19 protein-coding genes are annotated in these 19478 nt (G+C 71.8%); 5 read left to right on the top strand and 14 right to left on the bottom strand.

The features are described 5' to 3' along the window. Genes octT through LV457_RS09340 form a run of 7 tightly spaced genes read right to left on the bottom strand, consistent with a single transcriptional unit; the run spans position 1 to position 6099 of the window. The gene (gene octT / locus LV457_RS09370; RefSeq protein WP_232170527.1) at positions 1-747 is read right to left on the bottom strand and encodes a diglucosylglycerate octanoyltransferase; all 747 of its coding nucleotides are present in this window, start codon (positions 745-747) and stop codon (positions 1-3) included. After that, entirely contained in the window at positions 737-1375 is a 639-nt protein-coding gene (gene gpgP / locus LV457_RS09365; RefSeq protein ID WP_232170916.1) for a glucosyl-3-phosphoglycerate phosphatase, read from the bottom strand. The genes octT and gpgP overlap by 11 nt, the downstream gene beginning before the upstream one ends. A 20-nt stretch (positions 1376-1395) precedes the next feature. Next, the gene (rsfS, locus tag LV457_RS09360; protein WP_232170526.1) at positions 1396-1785 is read right to left on the bottom strand and encodes a ribosome silencing factor; all 390 of its coding nucleotides are present in this window, start codon (positions 1783-1785) and stop codon (positions 1396-1398) included. Next, positions 1782-2441: a nicotinate-nucleotide adenylyltransferase gene (nadD, locus tag LV457_RS09355; protein ID WP_308192186.1), complete on the bottom strand. Its 660-nt coding sequence runs from the start codon at positions 2439-2441 to the stop codon at positions 1782-1784. The genes rsfS and nadD overlap by 4 nt, the downstream gene beginning before the upstream one ends. A 30-nt stretch (positions 2442-2471) precedes the next feature. Beyond that, positions 2472-3908, bottom strand: coding sequence for a VWA domain-containing protein (locus tag LV457_RS09350; RefSeq protein ID WP_232170525.1), 1437 nt, complete (start codon positions 3906-3908; stop codon positions 2472-2474). After that, positions 3908-4810, bottom strand: a complete 903-nt coding sequence (locus LV457_RS09345) for a MoxR family ATPase (protein ID WP_232170524.1) — start codon at positions 4808-4810, stop codon at positions 3908-3910. The genes LV457_RS09350 and LV457_RS09345 overlap by 1 nt, the downstream gene beginning before the upstream one ends. A 20-nt stretch (positions 4811-4830) precedes the next feature. Then, positions 4831-6099 carry a glutamate-5-semialdehyde dehydrogenase gene (locus tag LV457_RS09340; protein WP_232170523.1) on the bottom strand — a complete coding sequence of 423 codons (1269 nt, stop codon included), beginning with the start codon at positions 6097-6099 and terminating at the stop codon, positions 4831-4833. 81 nt (positions 6100-6180) lie between these two features. Here LV457_RS09340 and LV457_RS09335 point away from each other — a divergent pair, with 81 nt between their 5' ends. The 3 genes from LV457_RS09335 (at position 6181) to LV457_RS09325 (ending at position 8852) form a co-directional block, all read left to right on the top strand. After that, on the top strand, positions 6181-7029 hold the full coding sequence (locus tag LV457_RS09335; protein WP_232170522.1) for a ribokinase: 849 nt from the start codon (positions 6181-6183) through the stop codon (positions 7027-7029). Further along, on the top strand, positions 7026-7844 hold the full coding sequence (locus tag LV457_RS09330; protein WP_232170521.1) for an enoyl-CoA hydratase/isomerase family protein: 819 nt from the start codon (positions 7026-7028) through the stop codon (positions 7842-7844). The genes LV457_RS09335 and LV457_RS09330 overlap by 4 nt, the downstream gene beginning before the upstream one ends. Before the next feature lie 132 nt (positions 7845-7976). Continuing rightward, on the top strand, positions 7977-8852 hold the full coding sequence (locus LV457_RS09325; protein ID WP_232170520.1) for a hypothetical protein: 876 nt from the start codon (positions 7977-7979) through the stop codon (positions 8850-8852). A gap of 42 nt (positions 8853-8894) precedes the next feature. Here LV457_RS09325 and LV457_RS09320 read toward each other — a convergent pair whose 3' ends face one another. Then, the gene (locus LV457_RS09320; RefSeq protein ID WP_232170519.1) at positions 8895-10940 is read right to left on the bottom strand and encodes an NAD(+) synthase; all 2046 of its coding nucleotides are present in this window, start codon (positions 10938-10940) and stop codon (positions 8895-8897) included. A gap of 43 nt (positions 10941-10983) precedes the next feature. Between LV457_RS09320 and LV457_RS09315 the strand changes: the two genes are divergently transcribed. Next, positions 10984-11523 carry a cysteine hydrolase family protein gene (locus tag LV457_RS09315; protein WP_232170518.1) on the top strand — a complete coding sequence of 180 codons (540 nt, stop codon included), beginning with the start codon at positions 10984-10986 and terminating at the stop codon, positions 11521-11523. Positions 11524-11549: 26 nt separating this feature from the next. Continuing rightward, entirely contained in the window at positions 11550-12386 is an 837-nt protein-coding gene (locus tag LV457_RS09310) for an NAD-dependent protein deacetylase (RefSeq protein WP_232170517.1), read from the top strand. A 1-nt stretch (position 12387) separates the two neighbouring features. Here LV457_RS09310 and proB read toward each other — a convergent pair whose 3' ends face one another. The 6 genes from proB to ndk all read right to left on the bottom strand — a co-directional run bounded on the left by proB (position 12388) and on the right by ndk (position 19458). Next, the gene (proB, locus tag LV457_RS09305; protein WP_232170516.1) at positions 12388-13506 is read right to left on the bottom strand and encodes a glutamate 5-kinase; all 1119 of its coding nucleotides are present in this window, start codon (positions 13504-13506) and stop codon (positions 12388-12390) included. Further along, positions 13503-14948 carry a GTPase ObgE gene (gene obgE, locus LV457_RS09300; RefSeq protein ID WP_232170515.1) on the bottom strand — a complete coding sequence of 482 codons (1446 nt, stop codon included), beginning with the start codon at positions 14946-14948 and terminating at the stop codon, positions 13503-13505. Before obgE ends, proB begins: the two co-directional genes overlap by 4 nt. An 88-nt stretch (positions 14949-15036) precedes the next feature. Beyond that, positions 15037-15333: a 50S ribosomal protein L27 gene (gene rpmA, locus LV457_RS09295; RefSeq protein ID WP_232170514.1), complete on the bottom strand. Its 297-nt coding sequence runs from the start codon at positions 15331-15333 to the stop codon at positions 15037-15039. 19 nt (positions 15334-15352) lie between these two features. Next, positions 15353-15664, bottom strand: a complete 312-nt coding sequence (rplU, locus tag LV457_RS09290) for a 50S ribosomal protein L21 (RefSeq protein WP_232170513.1) — start codon at positions 15662-15664, stop codon at positions 15353-15355. A 157-nt stretch (positions 15665-15821) separates the two neighbouring features. Next, positions 15822-18758 (bottom strand): Rne/Rng family ribonuclease, encoded by a 2937-nt coding sequence (locus LV457_RS09285; RefSeq protein WP_232170512.1) that lies wholly within the window; start codon positions 18756-18758, stop codon positions 15822-15824. A gap of 289 nt (positions 18759-19047) precedes the next feature. Then, positions 19048-19458 carry a nucleoside-diphosphate kinase gene (ndk, locus tag LV457_RS09280; protein WP_232170511.1) on the bottom strand — a complete coding sequence of 137 codons (411 nt, stop codon included), beginning with the start codon at positions 19456-19458 and terminating at the stop codon, positions 19048-19050. Positions 19459-19478 lie beyond the last annotated feature (20 nt).

The raw sequence follows: 19478 nt of genomic DNA, 5'->3' as shown, positions 1-19478 counted from the left end.
TCAGCCCGCGTTTCCGGCGGACACGCCCGCCTCGGCAAGCGCCTTGAGCATGAGGTCGGCGACGGCGCGGTGGGCCTCGAAGTTCCAGTGGATACCGTCGGGATTGCCGCGGCCGGCGAAGATCTCCTCGGCGACCGCCGCTTTCAGGTCGACCAGCGGCACCCGGTGCTCGGCCGCCCACGCCGTGATGGCGTCCGCGGTGCCCTGCCGGCCGCGGTGCGCGCGGCCGTAGGTGTCGGCGATGTGCACCGAGGGCAGCGACGCGACGACCGGGATGCCCGGCCGGTTGACATCGATGGCGCCGCGGGTCAGCTCCAGATATTCGACCGACAGGCGCGGCGGCAGCGCCGGCCGGGCGAATGGCGCCAGCCGCGGCTGCAGCCAGCCGTACCCGTCGCGCACCCAGCGCCGCACAGCCGGCGGCCGGACGTAGCGGATCAACTCCCGCAGCGCGGTCGGCCACACCGACGGCAGCGAGTCCATGCCGCCGGTGGCGAAGACGACGGCCCCGGCGCGGGGCAACGCCGCCCACGAGCGCGGGTCCTGCGTCGCGGCCCACCACACGTCGCGACAGGTCCAGCCGATCCGGCCGATCAGCTCGACGTCCCAGCCCAGCGCGCTGCCCACGAGGTTGGGCCAGATCCGCGGGTCGTCGGCGGGCAGTCCGCCCGTGGGTCCGTAGTAGGCGAGCGAGTCGGCGAAGATCAGCAGGACCGGGCGACGAGGCGACACGGGCTCAGAGCACATCGCCGGCGACCTGGGCCGAAGCGTTCCACACGTCGAGCCGCCAGCGCACGCCGCCGCCCGCGCCGGAGTGGCCGGCGAGCTGCGCCCAGCTCGCGTTGCCCATGCCGCCAAAGGCGGGCCAGTTGCTCACCGGCAGCTCGAGCAGGGCGGCGGTCAGCGCCGCGATCAAGCCGCCGTGGGCGACCAGGACGACGGGCCGGTGCGGCTCGTCGGCACCCCATTCGGCCAGGCTCGTCAGCAGTTCGGTCACCAGCGGAACGCTGCGGGCGGCGACGTCGACGCGGCTCTCGCCGCCGTGCGGCGCCCAGGTGGCGTCGTCGCGCCAGGCCAGCCGGGCGCCCGGCGCGGCCGCGTCGACCTCCAGGTGGGTCAGGCCCTGCCAGTCCCCCAGATGCGTCTCGCGCAGCCGGGTGTCGACCTCGACGGGCAGCCCGCAGCGCTGCCCGAGCGCCACCGCGGTGTCGTAGGCCCGCCGCAGGTCGGACGACACGACGGCGAGCGGCTGCCGCTTGGCCAACGCCTCGGCGGCCGCTGCGGCCTGCGCGTGCCCCAGCTCGGTGAGGTCGGTGTCGAGCTGGCCCTGCATGCGGCTGCCCGCGTTGTAATCGGTCTGGCCGTGGCGCAGCATCACCAACCGCCGGATCCGGGTCACGCCGTGTCCCCGTCGGTTCCCGGCGGGGAGTCGAGGTCCACCGGCAACACCGGGCAGTCGCGCCACAGCCGGTCCAGCGAATAGAACTCCCGCTCCTCGCGGTGCTGGACGTGGACGACGATGTCGACGTAGTCGAGCAGCACCCAGCGCCCCTCCCGCGTGCCCTCGCGGCGGGCGGGCTTCTGTCCCGCACGGCGCAGCCGCTCCTCCACCTCGTCGACGATGGCCGACAGCTGCCGGTCGTTGGCGGCCGAGGCGATGACGAAGCAGTCGGTGATGACCAGCTGCGCCGACACGTCGATCACGACGACGTCCTCGGCGAGCTTCGCGGCCGCGGCCTGGGCGGCGATCTCCGCCATCTGCACGGCTTCGGTCGAGGCGGTCATGGCTGCTCCCTGCCTGCCGCGTCGGCCGGCGGCCGCGGCGCTTCGTCGGTGAGGTGTCGGTAGAGCCCGCGTTTCGACACGTACTGCACCACCCCGTCGGGCACCAGGTACCAGATCGGCCGGGCCTCGGCGGCGCGGCGGCGGCAGTCGGTCGAGGAGATGGCGAGCGCCGGGATCTCCACGAGCGTCAGGGCGTCGTCGGCCAGTTCGGTCATGGCGGCGGCGATGTGGCGCCCGTCGAGTTCGTAGCCCGGGCGGCTCACCCCGACGAACCGCGCGAGCGCGAACAGCTCCGCCCAGTCCTGCCACGACAGGATGGACGCCAGCGCGTCGGCGCCGGTGATGAAGTACAGGTCGGTGTCGGCGTGCAGACGGCTGAGGTCGCGCAGCGTGTCGCGGGTGTAGGTGGGCCCGCCGCGCTCGATGTCGACGCGGCTCACCCAGAACTGCGGGTTCGACGCGGTCGCGATGACGGTCATGAGGTAGCGGTCCTCGGCGGGGGTGACGTCGCGTTTCTGCCACGGCTGGCCGGTGGGCACGAAGACCACCTCGTCGAGTGCGAACCGGTGAGCGACCTCGCTCGCGGCGACCAGGTGACCGTTGTGGATGGGATCGAAGGTCCCGCCCATCACGCCCAGCCGCCGCCTGCCCACGATTGGCCAGCTTATCGAAGCGCGACGCGCAGCTCAGACGGGCAGCAGCTGGTCGACGACCGCCGCGAGCTGCTTGGCGGAGCGGCATTCGTGCATCGTGATGACCTCGGCGTAGCGCGGCGCCGCCGAGTCGCCGCTGCCCCACAGGTGCCGGGGCTCGGGGTTCAGCCAGTGCGCGTGGCGGCTCGCGTCGACCAGATGCGCCAGCACGTCGACCGCCGGCGACCGGTAGTTGTTGCGGCCGTCGCCGAGCACCAGCAGCGAGCTGCGCGGCGACAGCACGCCCGGGAACTGCTCGGTGAAGCTGCGAAACGCGTGGCCGTAGTCGCTGTGGCCGTCGATGGTGTAGACCCCCGCCTCGCGGGTGATCCGCTGGATCGCGACCGCCAGGTCCGCCTCGGGCCCGAACAGGTGGGTCACCTCGTCGGTGGTGTCGATGAACGCAAAGACGCGCACCCGCGAGAACTGCTGGCGCAAGGCGCTCACGAGCAGCAGCGTGAAGTGGCTGAACCCGGCGACCGAACCCGACACGTCGCACAGCACGACGAGTTCCGGACGGGCGGGCCGCGGCTTGCGCAGCACCACGTCGATCGGCACCCCGCCGGTGGACATCGACCTGCGCAGCGTCTTGCGCAGGTCGATCTGGCCGGCGCGGGCACGGCGGCGCCGCGCCGCCAGCCGGGTGGCCAACATGCGGGCCAGCGGGGCGACCGTGCGCTGCATCTGCCGCAGCTGGTCGCCCGAGGCGCGCAGGAACTCGACGTTCTCCGCGAGCTGCGGCACGCCGTACATCTGGACGTGCTCGCGGCCCAATTGTTCGGCGGTGCGCCGCTTGGTCTCCGCCTCGATCCTGCGGCGCAGCTGCGACACCCGTTGCTTGGCGATCGCCGTGGCGATCTGCTCCTGGGTGGGCGTCGGCTCGTCGCCGTAGGGCGCCAGCAGGCCGGCGAGCAGCTTGCCCTCGATGTCGTCGAGCGCGACGGCCTTGAGCGCCTGATACGACGAGTACGACGGCCCGCGGCTGGAGTTGTAGCGGCCGTAGGCCTCGACGATCTTCGCGATCAGCTCGTCGAGCCGGTCGTCGGCGGTCGGGTCGGAGTCGGTGTCGGCGAGCAGCTGGGCCAGCAGCGCCCGCAGCTGATCGAGGTCCGCCACCGGGCTGTCCTCGGCGCCGGCTTCGTCCGCCGCCACCGCCGCGCGTGTCCCCAGCGCCGCCGGGAACCACAGGTCGTAGAGCGCGTCGTAGGTGTCGCGGTGTTCGCCGCGGCGCAGCACCGCGCACGCCAGCCCTTCGCGCAGCACCTCCCGGTCCCCGAGGCCCAGCGTCGCCATCACCCGGCCGGCGTCGACGGTCTCCGACGGCCCGACGTTGATGCCCTGGCCGCGCAGCGCCTCGACGAAACCGACCAGATGCCCCGGGATGCCGTGCGGGGCGAGCGGCTGCGCGGGGCGGGTGCGGCGGACGGCCATCAGTTGAGCCTCAGCTCCCCGGTCGCCTTGGTCTGGTCGGACTGGTGTTTCAGCACCACACCGAGCGTCTGGGCGATCACCTCGTCGTCGATGGTGTCCATTCCCAGCGCCAGGATGGTGCGGCCCCAGTCGATGGTCTCGGCGACCGACGGCAACTTCTTGAGCTGCATGCCGCGCAGCACGCCGATGATGCGGACCAGTTCGTCCGCGAGCGCCTCGGGCAGTTCCGGAACCCGCGACAGCAGGATCCGTCGTTCGAGCTCGGCGTCGGGGAAGTCGATGTGCAGGAACAGGCAGCGGCGTTTGAGCGCCTCGGACAGCTCGCGGGTGGCGTTGGAGGTCAGCACCACGAACGGCGGCCGGCTGGCGGTGATGGTGCCGAGCTCGGGCACGGTGACCGCGAAGTCGCTGAGCACCTCCAGCAGCAGGCCCTCGATCTCGATGTCGGCCTTGTCGGTCTCGTCGATGAGCAGCACCGTCGGGTCGGTGCGGCGGATCGCGGTGAGCAGCGGCCGCGACAGCAGGAATTCCTCGGAGAACACGTCGTCGCGGGTGGCATCCCAGTCGCTCCCACCGGCGGAGCCGGTAGATGCGGCACTGCCGGCCTGGATGCGCAAGATCTGCTTGGCGTGGTTCCACTCGTAGAGCGCGCGGGACTCGTCGACGCCCTCGTAGCACTGCAGCCGCACCAGCTCCGATCCCGTCGACTGCGCGACGGCGCGGGCCAGCTCGGTCTTCCCGACGCCCGCCGGGCCCTCCACCAGCAGCGGCTTGCCGAGCCGGTCGGCGAGGAACACCGCGGTGGCGGTGGCGGTGTCGGGCAGATAGCCGGTCTCGGCGAGCCGGCGGCCCACGTCGTCGATGTCGGCGAACAGCGGCGCCGGTTTGGCGGGAACGCTCACGGAGTCTCCTTCTGCACCGGTCAGGCCGGCCGGATGTGGCCGGTGCTGGGCGAGCCCCACACGATCCACTTGGTCGAGGTTAGTTCGGGCAGCCCCATCGGGCCGCGGGCGTGCAGCTTCTGGGTGGAGATGCCGATCTCGGCGCCGAACCCGAACTGCTCCCCGTCGGTGAACCCGGTCGACGCGTTCACCATCACCGCGGCGGCGTCCACCGCCTCGGTGAAGCGTTGCGCGGCAGCCAGATCCGTGGTGACGATGGCCTCGGTGTGGCCGGTGCCGTAGGTGTTGATGTGCTCGATGGCGCCTTCGACGCCGTCGACCACCGTCAGCGCGATCTCCATGGCCAGGTACTCGCGGCGCAGCTGGTCCTCGTCGGGATCCCCGTGCACCGTGACCCCCGCGTCCTCCAGCGCCTCGACCAGCTTCGGTAGGGCACTGTCGGCGATGGCCCGGTCGACCAGCACTGTCTCGGCCGCGTTGCACACGCTCGGCCGCCGGGTCTTCGAATTGAGCAGGATGCGTTGCGCGACGTGCAGATCGGCCGCTTCGTGGATGTAGACGTGGCAGTTGCCGACACCGGTTTCGATGGTCGGCACGGTGGCGTCGCGCACCACCGCGTCGATCAGCCCGGCACCGCCGCGGGGGATCACGACGTCCACCAGGCCGCGTGCCTGGATCAGGTGGGTGACGCTCGAGCGGTCGGAGCTCTCCAGCAGCTGGACGGCGTCGGCCGGCAGCCCGCCGTCGCTCAACGACCGCCGCAGCACCGCCACCAGCGCCGTGTTGGACTGTGCGGCCGACGAGCTGCCGCGCAGCAGCACCGCGTTGCCCGATTTGAGCGTCAGCCCGAACGCGTCGACCGTGACATTCGGCCGCCCCTCGTACACCATGCCGATCACGCCGAGCGGCACCCGCTGCTGCCGCAGCTGCAGGCCGTTGGGGAGGGTGCGGCCGCGCAGCACCTCGCCGATCGGGTCGGGCAGCGCGGCGACCTGCCGCAGCCCGGCGGCGATGCCGTCGAGCCGCTGCGGGTTGAGCGCCAGCCGGTCGAGCAGCGCGTCGGGCGTCGCGGCCGCCCGGGCGGCGTCGAGGTCCCGACGGTTGGCGGCCAGGATCTCGTCGGCGCTCGCCAGGACGGCGTCGGCGGCGGCGTGGAGCGCGGCGTCCTTGGCGGTGGTGGTCAGGTGCGCGAGCGTGCGGGCGGCCAGCCGCGCTCGTCGGGCCGCGTCGTGGACGTCGCGCCGCAGGTCGGCGGCGGCGCCGCGGCGTTGCGGTGCTTCCAGACTCATCCGGCCAGCGTATCGGCCAGACCGCGGCGGGGCCGGGGCGGGCGGACCGATCGGCGGGCCGGCCGGGCTAACGTAAGCCCCGTGCCGCGCGTGTGCGTCGTCGGCAGCGTGAACGCCGACCTGAGCTTCACGGTGCCGACGCTGCCCGGCCCCGGGGAGACCGTGCTGGCGACCTCGTTGACCACCGCGCCCGGCGGCAAGGGCGCCAACCAGGCGGTGGCCGCGGCCCGCGCGGGCGCGCAGGTGCAGTTCGTCGGCGCGGTCGGGGACGACGACGCCGGCGCCGCATTGCGGACGCACCTGCAGTGCAACGGGGTCGGGACCGACGGGCTGTCGACGCTGCCGGGTGCGAGCGGCACCGCCGTCGTGGTCGTCGACGACGCTGCCGAGAACCTGATCGTGGTGGCGCCGGGCGCGAACGGCGCGCTCACCCTCGACGACGCCGCCCGGTCCGTGGTGGCGGCATCCGATGTGCTGCTCCTGCAGCTGGAGATCCCGGTACCGACGGCGGTGGCGGCGGCCGAGGCGGCGCGGGCGGCGGGCGCGACCGTGATCCTCAACGCCTCGCCGGCCGGTGCCGAGGTGTCCGCGCTCGCCGGGCTCGTCGACGTCGTCGTGGTCAACGAGGCCGAGGACCGCGCCTGGCGGTGGCCCGTCGCGCACCGGGTGGTGACCCGTGGCGCCCGCGGCGCCGTCCACCACGCCGGCGAGGACACCGTGGAGGTGCCCGCGCCGCGCGTCGACGCGCACGACACCACCGGCGCCGGCGACGTCTTCGCCGGTGTGCTGGCGACCCACTGGCACCTCGGCCCGCGCGAGGCGCTGCGGCGGGCCTGCGCCGCCGGCGCCCTGGCCACCCTGACGCCCGGCGCGGGCAATTGCGCACCGACCGCCGACGCCATCGACCACGCACTGGAGGAGACGCCATGAACACCCAGGGACCGCGGCCGCCGGATGGCGACTGGCTCGGCACGGCGTTCCTGCGATTCGACCGCGAGGGTCCGTTCGGGGTCTGCACGCTCGACCGGCCCGAGGCCCGCAACGCCATGACGCCGGCGATGTACTTCGGCATCAGGTACGCGGTCAACCACGTCGGCTCCGACCCGGACCTCGCCGGCCTGCTGATCACCGGCACCGGCGACGTGTTCGCACCCGGCGGCGACATGGGCGGCGGCGGTGAGGACAACTGGCTGACGTTCGGATCCGCGCTCGGGATGGACGTGCTGCCGTTCGACACGCTGCGGCAGTCGGCGAAGCCGGTGGTGGCCGCGGTCAACGGGTTGTGCCAGGGCGGCGGGCTGCAGATCGCGCTGTGCGCCGACATGGCGGTGGTCAGCGAGCGGGCGACGTTCCGCGTGCCGGAGCTCTATCGCGGCATCGCCGACACCTACTACAGCCACATGCTCGCCCGGCTGATCGGCCCGGTGCGCACCCGTGACCTGATGTTCACCGGCCGCACGTTGACCGCGCAGGAAGCCCTCGACTGGGGCATGGTCGCCCGCGTCGTGCCGCACGACGAGCTGCCCGCCGCCGCCCGCGAGGTGCTCGCCCAGTGCTGCCGCACCGCCCCCGGAGCCCGCACGGTGGTCAAGTCGAGCATCGACAGCTACCTCGGGCTCTACGACCGCATCGGCATGCAGGCGAGCCTGCGCGCACCGGAGTCCGTCGAGGGGTTCCTGGCGTTCAAGGAGCGGCGCTCGCCGTCGTGGGTGCATCCGGCGCTGCGGATCGACGGCCGGCTGTAGCTCGGCCCCTGGTCGCCGGCTCTGCCCGCCGGCTTCTGTGCGAGATGCACCTTTGGCGGCGCGCCACTCGCACTTCCGCTGCGAAAGGTGCAGTTCGCCCGTGCTGTCGGAGGCCGGTGCCAGGCTGCCGTCATGTCCGAGGTGTTCATCGGCTCCGAGGCGATCGCCGCCGGACGCCTGACGCGTCACGAGCTGTCGCGCTGGTACCGGCCGGTCTTCCGGGGCGTCTACCTGCCCACGTCGGCCGTCCCGATGCTGCGTGACCGCACGACCGCCGCCTGGCTGGCCACCGATCGTCGCGGGGTGATCGCCGGGGTGGCCGCATCGGCGCTGCACGGCGCTTCCTGGGTCGACGACGACCACCCGATCGAGGTCATCGACACCCACCGGCGTCCGCAGCGCGGGCTGACCATCCGCAACGAGAGCCTGGCCGACGACGAGGTCACGCGCGTGGCCGGCCTACCCGTGACGACCCGTGCGCGGACCGCCTTCGACCTGGGCCGCCATCTCCCCCGCGACTCCGCTATCGGTCGGCTGGACGCGCTCAAGCGGGCGAGCGCCTACGACGATCGCCGCGTCGAGGAACTGCTGCGGCGTTACAGCGGCCTCCGTGGCACCCGACAGTTGCGCGAATTGCTCCCGCTGGTGGACAAGGACGCCGCATCGCCACCGGAAAGTCGGGTGCGGCTGCTGCTGATCGACGCCGGGCTACCGGCACCGCAGACGCAGATCCTTGTGGTCCACCGCTCCCGCCTGGTCGCGATGCTCGACATGGGCTGGGAAGCACTCAAGATCGCGGTGGAGTACGACGGCGACCATCACCGCACCGACCGCCGCCAGTACGCCCGGGACGTCCGTCGCTATGCCGAACTGGAGCGCCGCGGGTGGATCGTCATCCGCGTGCTCGCCGGTGACAAGCCCGCCGACATCCTGCGCCGCGTCGTCGACGCCTTCCGCCGGCGCGACATCCACCTTTCGCTGCGCGCTACCCGCACTTTCGCTGCATAACGTGCATCTCGCGCCGTCGCCGGAGCCCGCGCGAGCCGGCGGCTACTCCGACGGGACCTCGCGCTCGATCTCGTCGAGCCAGACGCGGGCGCTCATGTCCGACGGCGCCCGCCAGTCGCCGCGCGGCGACAGCGAGCCGCCGTGGCTGACCTTCGGGCCGTTGGGCAGCGCGGAGCGCTTGAACTGGCTGAACGAGTAGAACCGCTGCGCGAAGACGCTCAGCCAGTGCTTGATGTCGGCGATGGAGTACACCGGCCGCTCGTCCTCGGGAAAGCCGGGTGGCCAGTCGCCGCGGTCGGGGTCGCTCCAGGCGTGCCAGGCCAGGAAGGCCACCTTCGACGGCCGGAAACCGAACCGCAGCACCTGGAACAGTGAGAAGTCCTGCAGCGAGTACGGCCCCACCTTGGCCTCGCTGCTCTGGATCTCCTCGTCTTCCCCGGCGGGCACCAGCTCCGGGGTGATCTCGGTGTCGAGCACGTCCTGCAGGATGTCGCTGACCTCGCCCTCGAACAGGTCGGAGGTGATCACCCAGCGAATCAGGTGCTGCATCAACGTCTTCGGCACACCGCCGTTGACGTTGTAGTGCGACATCTGGTCGCCGACACCGTAGGTCGACCAGCCGAGCGCCAGCTCGGAGAGGTCGCCGGTGCCGAGCACGATCCCGCCGCGCTGATTGGCGATACGGAACAGGTAGTCCGTGCGCAACCCGGCCTGGACGTTCTCGAACGTGACGTCATAGACCTTCTCGCCCTTGGCGAACGGATGGCCGATCTCGCCGAGCATGGTCTCGGCGGTGCGGCGGATGTCGATCTCCTCGAACGTGACGCCGAGGGCCTCGGAGAGCCGGATCGCGTTGCGCTTGGTCCGCTCGCCGGTCGCGAAACCGGGCAGGGTGAACGCGAGGATGTCGCTGCGCGGCCGGCCCTCCCGGTCCATCGCGCGGGCGGCGACGATGAGCGCGTGCGTCGAGTCGAGGCCGCCCGAGACACCGATGACGACCTTCGGGTAGTTCAGCGCCCGCAGCCGCTGCTCCAGGCCGGCCACCTGGATGTTGTAGGCCTCGAAGCAATCCTGTTCCAGCCGTTCGCGATTGGACGGCACGAACGGGAAACGCTCGACCTCGCGCCGCAATCCGACGTCGCCGGTCGGCGGGTCGACGGTGAACGACACGGTGCGGAACGACTCGTCGATACCGCCGAAGTGCTTGCGGTTGTCGTCGAAGGTGCCCATCCGCGCGCGCTCCGAGCGCAGCAGGTCCAGGTCGACGTCGGCCACACAGCGCCGCTCCCCCTGCGGGAAGCGTTCGGTGTCGGCGAGCAGGTTGCCGTTCTCGAAGATCATGGTCTGCCCGTCCCAGGCCAGGTCGGTGGTCGACTCGCCGGCTCCGGCGGCAGCGTAGATGTAGGCGGCCAGGCAGCGCGCCGACGCCGAGCGCGCGAGCAGGCAGCGGTCCTCGGCGCGGCCGATGGTGATCGGGCTGCCCGACAGGTTGGCCAGCACCGTGGCGCCCGCCAGCGCCGCCCACGAGCCGGGCGTGACGGGAACGAACATGTCCTCGCAGATCTCGACGGCCAGCACCAGGCCGGGCACGTCGGTCGCGGCGAACAGCAGGTCGGTGCCGAACGGCACGTCAGCGCCGCCGACGCGGATGGTCCCGCCGCGCTCGAGATCACCCGCGGCCAGCTGGCGGTGCTCGTAGAACTCGCGGTAGGTCGGCAGATAGGACTTCGGCACGACGCCGAGGATGCGGCCCCGGTGGACGACGACGGCCGTGTTGTAGACCCGGTGCCGGTGGCGCAGCGGCGCCCCGATCACCAGCACCGGCAGCAGGTCCGCCGATCCGGCGACCACGTCGGCGACGGCGGCGTCGACGGCGTCGAGCAGCGCGTCCTGCAGCAGGATGTCCTCGATCGAGTAGCCGGACAGCGTCAGCTCCGGAAAGACCGCGATCGCGACGGCGTCGTCGCGGCATTCGCGCGCCAACCCCAGGACCGACTCGGCATTTCCCGCCGGGTCGGCGAGCGCCGTGTGATGGGTGCACGCGGCGACGCGGACAAAACCGTGCCGGTAGGCCGAGTAGAAGTTCATGCCGAGATTGTTGCCCGCATCGCGCCGTGGGTATGCACGCGGCATGACAAAGACCGCGGTGCTCGTCATCGACATGATGAACACCTACGACCACCCCGATGCCGACGCGCTGGCACCGCACGTCGGCGACATCATCGATCCGCTCGCCGGTCTCATCAGCGCGTCGCGCCGCCGTGACGACGTCGACCTGATCTACGTGAACGACAACTACGGCGACTTCAGCGCCGAGTTCAGCGACATCGTCCGGGGTGCGCTCGACGGCGCGCGCCCGGACCTCGTCAAACCGATCGTGCCGCAGCAGGGCTTCCGGGTCATGACGAAGGTGCGCCACAGCGCCTTTTACGCCACCTCGCTCGCCTATCTGCTGACGCAGCTGGAGCCCGAACGCGTCGTGCTCACCGGCCAGGTCACCGAGCAGTGCATCCTCTACACCGCGCTCGACGCCTACGTGCGGCACTTCTCGGTGGTGGTGCCGCCCGACGCGGTCGCCCACATCGATCCCGAGCTCGGCGACGCTGCGCTGAAGATGATGGAGAGCAACATGAACGCCGAGCTGGTGCCGGCCGCGGAGGCGCTGCACTGATCGCGGGCGGCGCTACCCTCGACATGGTGGATGCCCCCGAACTCGTCGAGGTGCTGGCCGGCCGCCGGCTGGCGGTGCTGACCGGCGCCGGGATGTCTACCGATTCCGGCATCCCCGACTACCGCGGGCCCGATTCGCCGCCCAGCAACCCGATGACCATCCGGCAGTTCACCACCGACCCGGTCTTCCGCCAGCGGTACTGGGCTCGCAACCACCTCGGCTGGCGGCACATGGCCGACACGCAGCCCAACGCCGGGCACCGCGCGCTCGCCGAGTTGGAGCGCCGCGGTCTGCTGACCGGGCTGATCACCCAGAACGTCGACCTGCTGCACACCAAGGCCGGCAGCCGCGACGTGGTGAACCTGCACGGCACCTACGCGCAGGTCATCTGTCTGGACTGCGGCCACACCATGACCCGTGCCGCGCTGGCCGACGAACTCGAGGCACGAAACCCCGGGTTCGCCGAGCGGGTCGGCGCCCACCACGGGATCGCCGTGGCGCCCGACGCCGACGCGGCGGTCGAGGACACCGCGTCGTTCCGCTACGTCGACTGCCCGCGCTGCGGCGGCATGCTCAAACCGGACATCGTCTACTTCGGCGAGAGCGTGCCGAAAGACCGTGTGGAACAGGCGTTTTCGCGTGTCGACGCGGCGGACGCCCTGCTGGTGGCGGGCTCGTCGCTGACGGTCTTCTCCGGGTACCGGTTCGTCCGCCACGCGGTCGCGCACCACAAGCCCGTCGCGATCATCAACCGGGGGCCGACCCGCGGCGACGAGCTGGCGACGGTGAAGGTCGACGCCGGCTGTTCGCCGCTGCTGCAGCTGCTCGCCGCGGAGCTGCCGGCGCTGGTCGCGTCGGCCTGACCTAGCCGGCCACCAGGTCGTCGGCGTGGACGACGGGCCGGCGCAGTTCGGCGGGCAGGTCGGACGTCGAGCGGCCGATCATCGTGGCCAGCTCCACCGCGTCGTACGCGACGACGCCGCGCGCCACCACCACCCCGGCCGGGTCGAGCAGTTCGACCACGTCGCCGCCGGAGAACCGGCCCGAACACCCCGTGATGCCGGCGGGCAGCAGCGAGCGCCGCTGGGTCACCACCGCACGTACCGCGCCCGCGTCCAGGGTGAGCGAGCCGGCGGTCTCGGCGGCGTAGCGCACCCAGAACCGCCGTGCGGACATCCGGGCGGGCCGGGCGGCGAACACGGTGCCCACCGAAGCGTCCGCCAGCGCGGGAGCGGCGTCCTTCGCGGCGGCCAGCAGCACCGGCACACCCGCGTCCGCGGCCAGCAGCGCGGACGACAGTTTCGACGTCATGCCGCCGGTGCCGAGGTGGCTGCCGCGGCCCGCGGTGACGCCCGCGAGGTCGTCGGGTCCGGCGACCTCGGGGATGAAGCGGGCCGGGCGGTCGGGCGTCGCCTTGCGGGGGTCGCCGTCGTACAGCCCGTCGATGTCGGACAGCAGGATCAGCGCGTCGGCCCCGACGAGGTGCGCGACCAGCGCCGAGAGCCGGTCGTTGTCACCGAACCGGATCTCGTTGGTCGCCACGGTGTCGTTCTCGTTGACGATCGCGATCGCGTGCAGGGACCGCAGCCGGTCGAGGGTGCGCTGGGCGTTGTTGTGCTGCACGCGCATCGCGATGTCGTGGGCGGTGAGCAGCACCTGCCCGACGGTGCGGCGGTAGCGGCCGAATGCGGCGCTCCAGGCGTTGACCAACGCCACCTGCCCCACCGACGCGGCGGCCTGTTTGGTCGCGAGATCCGTGGGCCGGCGGGTGAGGCCCAGCGGTTCCAGTCCGGCCGCGATGGCGCCCGAGGAGACGATGACGACGTCGGTGCCGGCGGTCATCCGCCGCTCGATCGCGTCGGAGAGCTCTTCGAGCCGTCCGACGTCGAACATGCCCGACGGGGTGGTCAGCGCGGTGGTGCCGATCTTGACGACGATGCTGCGCGCGGTGCGGACGGCCTCCCGGTGCGGTGAGCGCGTCATCCGTCAGAGCTCTCCCGCCGCTGCCGTCGCGCCTGCTTGCGTTCGGCGGCGCCGGTCCGGTCGATGCGGTCGATGCGCGTGTCGGTGCCGCGGCCGGACATCGTCACGTCGACACCGGCGGGGGTCTGCGGCTCCCAGTCGAAGGTGACGTCGCCGATCGTCACCGCGCACCCGGGCTTCGCGCCGCGCTTGATCAGCTCGTCCTCGACGCCCAACCGGGCCAGCCGGTCGCCGAGGTAGCCGACCGCCTCGTCGTTGTCGAAGTCCGTCTGGGCGATCCAGCGTTCCGGCCGCACGCCGCGGACCACGAAGCCACCCGGCACCTCCGGATCGGCCTCCACGGTGAAGCCGCGGTCGTCGCTGGGGATGGGCCGGATGACCGGCCGCCGCGGCACCACCTCGGGCTGCGCGGCCCGGTAGGCGGCCACCATCTCCCACAGCGCGAACGTCAACGGCCGCAACCCTTCCCGCGTCACCGTGGAGACCTCGAACACCGGCCAGCCGCGGCTCTCAACCTCGCCGCGGACGAAGTCGGCGAGCTCGCGGGCCTCCGGGACGTCGATCTTGTTGAGCACCACGGCCCGCGGCCGGTCCGACAGGTCGCCGAGCGTCGAATCCCCTTGCAGCGTGGGGATGTAGGCGGCGAGTTCGGCTTCGAGCGCGTCGATGTCGGACACCGGGTCGCGCGCGGGTTCCAGCGTCGCGCAGTCGACGACGTGGACCAGGACGGCGCAGCGCTCGAGGTGGCGCAGGAACTCCAGGCCGAGTCCGCGGCCTCGGGACGCACCGGGGATCAGGCCGGGGACGTCGGCGACGGTGTAGGTGTGCTCACCGGCCGACACCACGCCGAGGTTCGGCACCAGCGTGGTGAACGGGTAGTCGGCGATCTTCGGCTTCGCGGCGGACAGCACCGACACCAGCGACGACTTGCCTGCCGACGGGAATCCGATCAGTCCGACGTCGGCGACCGTCTTGAGCTCGAGGGTGAGGTCCCGCTGCTCACCCTTCTCCCCCAGCAGCGCAAACCCGGGCGCTTTGCGGGCGCGCGACGCCAGCGCGGCGTTGCCGAGTCCCCCGCGACCGCCCGCGGCGGCCTCGAAGCGGGTGCCCGCGCCCACCAGGTCGGCCAGCATCCGGCCGTTCTCGTCGAGCACGATGGTGCCGTCGGGCACCTTGATCTCCAGGTCGTCGCCGGCAGCGCCGTCGCGGTTGCCGCCGGCACCCTGCTTGCCGTTGGGCGCGGCGATGTGGGGATGGAAGTGGAAGTCGAGCAGCGTGTGCACCTGCGGATCGACCACCAGCACGACGCTGCCGCCGCGGCCGCCGTTGCCGCCGTCGGGCCCGCCGAGCGGCTTGAACTTCTCGCGGTGCACCGACGCACATCCGTTGCCGCCGTTACCGGCGCGGACGTGGATGACGACGCGGTCGACGAACCGGGGCATCGAGCTGTCCTCCTCCTATGCCGAAACCGACAAACGGGCGCGAAACTGCGAGAAGCCGGCGCCAGAACGTCGATCTCGGGGGCGGAGGTCAGGCTTCGGAAGCCGCTCCGGCGGCGACATCAGACCCGGCGCGCGGACGCGGGACGATGTTGACGAACTTGCGGCCGCGCTTGGTGCCGAACTCGACCGCGCCCGGCGCCGTCGCGAACAGCGTGTCGTCGCCGCCGCGGCCGACGTTCACGCCCGGATGGAAGTGGGTGCCGCGCTGCCGGACCAGGATCTCGCCGGCCTTGACCACCTGACCGCCGAACCGCTTGACGCCGAGGCGCTGGGCGTTGGAGTCACGACCGTTGCGCGAACTGGAAGCGCCCTTCTTGTGTGCCATGTCGTTCGCTCCCTTTCGACTACTGGATTCCGGTGACCTTGAGCACGGTCAGCTGCTGACGGTGCCCCTGCCGCTTGTGGTACCCGGTCTTGTTGCGGAACTTGTGGATGCGGATCTTGGGGCCCTTGGTGTGCTCCAGGATCTCGCCGGTGACGGCGACCTTCGCGAGCGCGTCGGCGTCGGTGGTGACGTTCGCGCCGTCGACGACCAGCGCCACGGGCAGCGAGACGGACGCGCCGGCTTCCGAGTCGAGCTTCTCCACCTTCACGATGTCTCCGACCGCGACCTTGTACTGCTTGCCGCCGGTCTTGACGATTGCGTAGCTCGCCATGTTTCCTCTTCGCTCGCGCGTTCTTCCTGGGCGCGCGCCACCGCGTACGGCGCGTGCGGGCTTGGGGTGCGGAGCCGGGTGGGGCTCCACGTCGCCGGCTGAGCCAGGCGACAACTGCTCAAGGTTACGTGACCAGCGGTTCGAGGGTCAAACCGCCTCAGCCGTCGCTGCTGGGCGGGCCGGCCGGTCGGGCCGCTGCTCGCCGCCGCCGCCGGCCCGGGGTGACCACCTCGGCCACCGGTTCGTCGCCGTCGGACTCATCGTCGCCGTCGGACTCATCGTCGCCGTCGGACTCATCGTCATCGCCGGAGTCCTCGGCGTCGATTTCCTCGATGTCGTCGTCGATCGCATCCTCGTCGTCGGAGTCGACGTCGATCTCGTCCTCGTCGAGCTCGTCCTCGTCGTCGGTGTCCTCGTCGTCGGTGTCCTCGTCGTCGGTGTCCTCGTCCTCGGTGTCCTCGTCGTCGGAGTCCAGGTCGTCGGTGTCCTCGGAGGTCACGTCGGCAGGCAACCGGTCGTCGGTCTGCTCGTCGTCGTCGGTGGTCGTCTCGTCGTCGTCGGTCGTCGTCTCGTCGTCGTCGGACTCGTCGTCTTCGGGCCGGCCGGTCGCGGCGGCCATGGCCTTGAACATCGGATGCTCGCCGGGGGTGTGGACGGGCACCTTGGCGACCTGCGGCTCCTCGGCGCGGGCCTTCTTCGCCCGCTTGCTGCGACGGCCGCCACCGCCGCCACCGCCGGACTCCGACTTGCGGCCGGGCGCGGCGGTGTCGACGGGGTCGGCGTGCAGCATGAAGCCTCGGCCGCCGCAGTGCGTGCACGTCGTGGAGAACGCCTCGAGCAGGCCGGTCCCGAGCCGCTTGCGGGTCAGCTGCACCAGGCCGAGCGAGGTCACCTCGGACACCTGGTGGCGGGTGCGGTCGCGGGCCAGTGCCTCGGTCAGCCGGCGCAGCACCAGATCCCGGTTCGACTCCAGCACCATGTCGATGAAGTCGATCACCACGATGCCGCCGATGTCGCGCAGCCGCAGCTGACGGACGATCTCCTCGGCGGCCTCGAGGTTGTTCTTGGTGACGGTCTCTTCGAGATTGCCGCCGGAGCCGGTGAACTTGCCGGTGTTGACGTCGACGACGGTCATCGCCTCGGTGCGGTCGATCACCAGCGTGCCGCCCGACGGCAGCCACACCTTACGGTCCATCGCCTTCGCGAGCTGCTCGTCGATGCGGTGGACGGCGAACACGTCGGGGCCGCCGTCGGCGGGCTCGTATTTCGTGAGCTTGGGCATCAGCTCGGGCGCCACCGAGCTGACGTAGTCGTTGATGGTGGCCCACGCGTCGTCGCCGGACACGATGAGCCCGGAGAAGTCCTCGTTGAAGAGGTCTCGGATCACCTTGACCAGCACATCGGGCTCTTCGTACAGGGCGACCGCGGCGCCGGCCTTCTTCTGGGTGATCTCGCCGGCCTTGGCCTCGATCTGCTGCCACCGCTCCTGCAACCGGTTGACGTCGGAGCGGATGTCGGACTCCTTGACGCCCTCGGACGCCGTGCGGATGATCACGCCGGCGTTCGACGGGACGACCTCGCGCAGGATCTCCTTCAGCCGCTGCCGTTCGGTGTCGGGCAGCTTGCGGCTGATGCCGGTCGACGACGCTCCCGGCACGTACACCAGATAGCGGCCGGCGAGCGAGACCTGCGTGGTGAGGCGCGCGCCCTTGTGCCCGACGGGGTCCTTGCTGACCTGCACGACGACGTAGTCACCCGGCTTGAGCGCCTGTTCGATCTTGCGCTGCGCGCCGCCGAGCCCGGCCGCTTCCCAGTTCACCTCGCCGGCGTAGAGCACGCCGTTGCGACCGCGGCCGATGTCGATGAACGCGGCCTCCATCGACGGCAGCACGTTCTGGACGATGCCGAGGTAGATGTTGCCGACCAGCGACGCGGACGCGGCGGAGGTGACGAAGTGCTCGACCACCACGCCGTCCTCGAGCACGGCGATCTGCGTGTAGCGGGCGCCTTCGTGCGGCGGCTCGGTGCGGACCTTGTCGCGCACCACCATGACCCGTTCCACCGATTCGCGGCGGGCGAGGAATTCGGCCTCGCTGAGGATCGGCGGGCGACGGCGACCGGCGTCGCGGCCGTCGCGGCGACGCTGCCGCTTGGCTTCCAGGCGCGTCGACCCGCTGATCCCCTGGATCTCGTTGTTGTCCTTCGCCGCCCGCGGGGCGCGCTCGTGGACGACGGTGTTCGGCGGATCGTCCGGCGCGTCGTCGCCGCCGTTGTCCTCGCCGCCCGAACCGCTCTTGCGCCGACGGCGCCGCCGCCGACGCCGGCTGCCGGCCTCGCCGCCGGTGGCGTCGTCGTCGCCCTCGTCGCCGTCGCCCTCGTCGCCGGCGGTCGCGTCGTCGTCGGTGTCGGGCGAGTCGTCGCCCTCAGCGGCGTTGTCCCCGGCGGCATCGCCGGCGGCGTCGGGGGCGTTGTCCCCGGGGGCACGCTCGCCGTCCGGGGATTTTGCACCGTCGGTGCCGTCGGTGCCGTCGGCGCCGCTCTGCTCGCCGCGGCCGCGGCCCCGGCCGCGGCGACCGCGACGCCGACGCCGGGCGGCGGGGCGGTCCTGACCGTCGCCGCCTTCCCGGCCGTCACCGCCTTCGAGCTCGTCGTCGCCGTCCTCGCCGTCGACAGTGTCCTCGTCGTCGGTGTCGTCGTCGTCGGAGTCCTCGTCGTCCGGTTCCCCGGCGGCGTCCTCGACGCGGGCCTGGCGGACCACCGGCTGCGGCGCGACGAACAGCGGCATGTAGTCGGGTAACGCGGGCGCCGGCTCGGCCGCTCCCGGCTCGACCTGCACCGCCTGCTCGGCCTGGACTTCCGGTGGCGCAGCGGCGGGCGCCGCATCGCCGGCGAGCACCTCGCGCACCTTGACGGCGTCATCGCGGTCGACGCTGGAGTGTGCGCTGCGGGTGCGGCCGTCGAGCTCCTTGAGCGCGTCGAGCACGCGTCGGCTCGTCGTTCCCAGCACCCGGGCCAGGGTGTGGACCCTCAGCCGGTCGGGCAGATCCTCCCCGGATGCGGTGTGCTGCGGTGAAGTCTGGTCATAGTCGGTCACGTAGTCTCCTCAGCCCCCGGGCGCGTCAACTGACGCGGCCACGCGGAGGGCTATCGCTATGCGCCCGGGTGAATCACCCGGGTTTGTAGGTCTCGCTCCGAGCGGCTCGGATGCAACCAACTCGGTGCCTGGCTGGAATGACGGCTGTGACGGTCGGCGCCGCACCGCCGGTTGACGATGGTCGCGCTCGTCTCAAATCTTCATCCGGGTGGCCGGCCCCGATCGGGCTGGGAAACGGCTACCCGGGGGCCAGTATCCCACACGCCACGGCGGGGTTACGCCGCGGTGGCTAAAGCCCCGGGAACCAGAGCGCGATCTCGCGCTGCGCGGACTCCGGCGAATCGGAGCCGTGCACGAGGTTGAACTGCGTCTCCAGGCCGAGATCGCCGCGGATGGTGCCCGGCGTCGCCTTCTCCACCGGATCGGTCCCGCCGGCGAGCTGGCGGAACGCGGCGATGGCGCGGGGGCCCTCCAATACCGCGCTCACCACGGGGCCGGAGGTGATGAACTCCAGCAGCGAATCGAAGAACGGCTTGCCCTCGTGCTCGGCGTAGTGCCGGCGGGCCAACTCGGCGTCGACCCGCTTCTGCTCCAACGCCACGAGCGTCAGACCCTTGTTCTCGATCCGTCGCAAGATCTCTCCCACGAGCCGGCGCTGCACACCGTCGGGCTTGATCAACACCAGCGTCCGCTCAGTCACGACGGACAGCGTAGCTTCCC

This window comes from Mycobacterium sp. MYCO198283, assembly GCF_021213805.1.
Taxonomy (GTDB): Bacteria; Actinomycetota; Actinomycetes; order Mycobacteriales; family Mycobacteriaceae; genus Mycobacterium.
This window is presented reverse-complemented; position numbering and strand designations above follow the sequence as displayed.

Coding starts and splice junctions, on each gene's coding strand:
- LV457_RS09350 (WP_232170525.1), bottom strand. CDS start 3,908: ATGGCCGTCCGCCGCACCCGCCCCGCGCAGCCGCTCGCCCCGCACGGC.
- LV457_RS09325 (WP_232170520.1), top strand. CDS start 7,977: ATGTCCGAGGTGTTCATCGGCTCCGAGGCGATCGCCGCCGGACGCCTG.
- gpgP (WP_232170916.1), bottom strand. CDS start 1,375: ATGCTGCGCCACGGCCAGACCGATTACAACGCGGGCAGCCGCATGCAG.
- LV457_RS09330 (WP_232170521.1), top strand. CDS start 7,026: ATGAACACCCAGGGACCGCGGCCGCCGGATGGCGACTGGCTCGGCACG.
- obgE (WP_232170515.1), bottom strand. CDS start 14,948: ATGCCCCGGTTCGTCGACCGCGTCGTCATCCACGTCCGCGCCGGTAAC.
- rsfS (WP_232170526.1), bottom strand. CDS start 1,785: ATGACCGCCTCGACCGAAGCCGTGCAGATGGCGGAGATCGCCGCCCAG.
- rplU (WP_232170513.1), bottom strand. CDS start 15,664: ATGGCGAGCTACGCAATCGTCAAGACCGGCGGCAAGCAGTACAAGGTC.
- LV457_RS09340 (WP_232170523.1), bottom strand. CDS start 6,099: ATGAGTCTGGAAGCACCGCAACGCCGCGGCGCCGCCGCCGACCTGCGG.
- octT (WP_232170527.1), bottom strand. CDS start 747: ATGTGCTCTGAGCCCGTGTCGCCTCGTCGCCCGGTCCTGCTGATCTTC.
- rpmA (WP_232170514.1), bottom strand. CDS start 15,333: ATGGCACACAAGAAGGGCGCTTCCAGTTCGCGCAACGGTCGTGACTCC.
- LV457_RS09315 (WP_232170518.1), top strand. CDS start 10,984: ATGACAAAGACCGCGGTGCTCGTCATCGACATGATGAACACCTACGAC.
- LV457_RS09320 (WP_232170519.1), bottom strand. CDS start 10,940: ATGAACTTCTACTCGGCCTACCGGCACGGTTTTGTCCGCGTCGCCGCG.
- proB (WP_232170516.1), bottom strand. CDS start 13,506: ATGACGCGCTCACCGCACCGGGAGGCCGTCCGCACCGCGCGCAGCATC.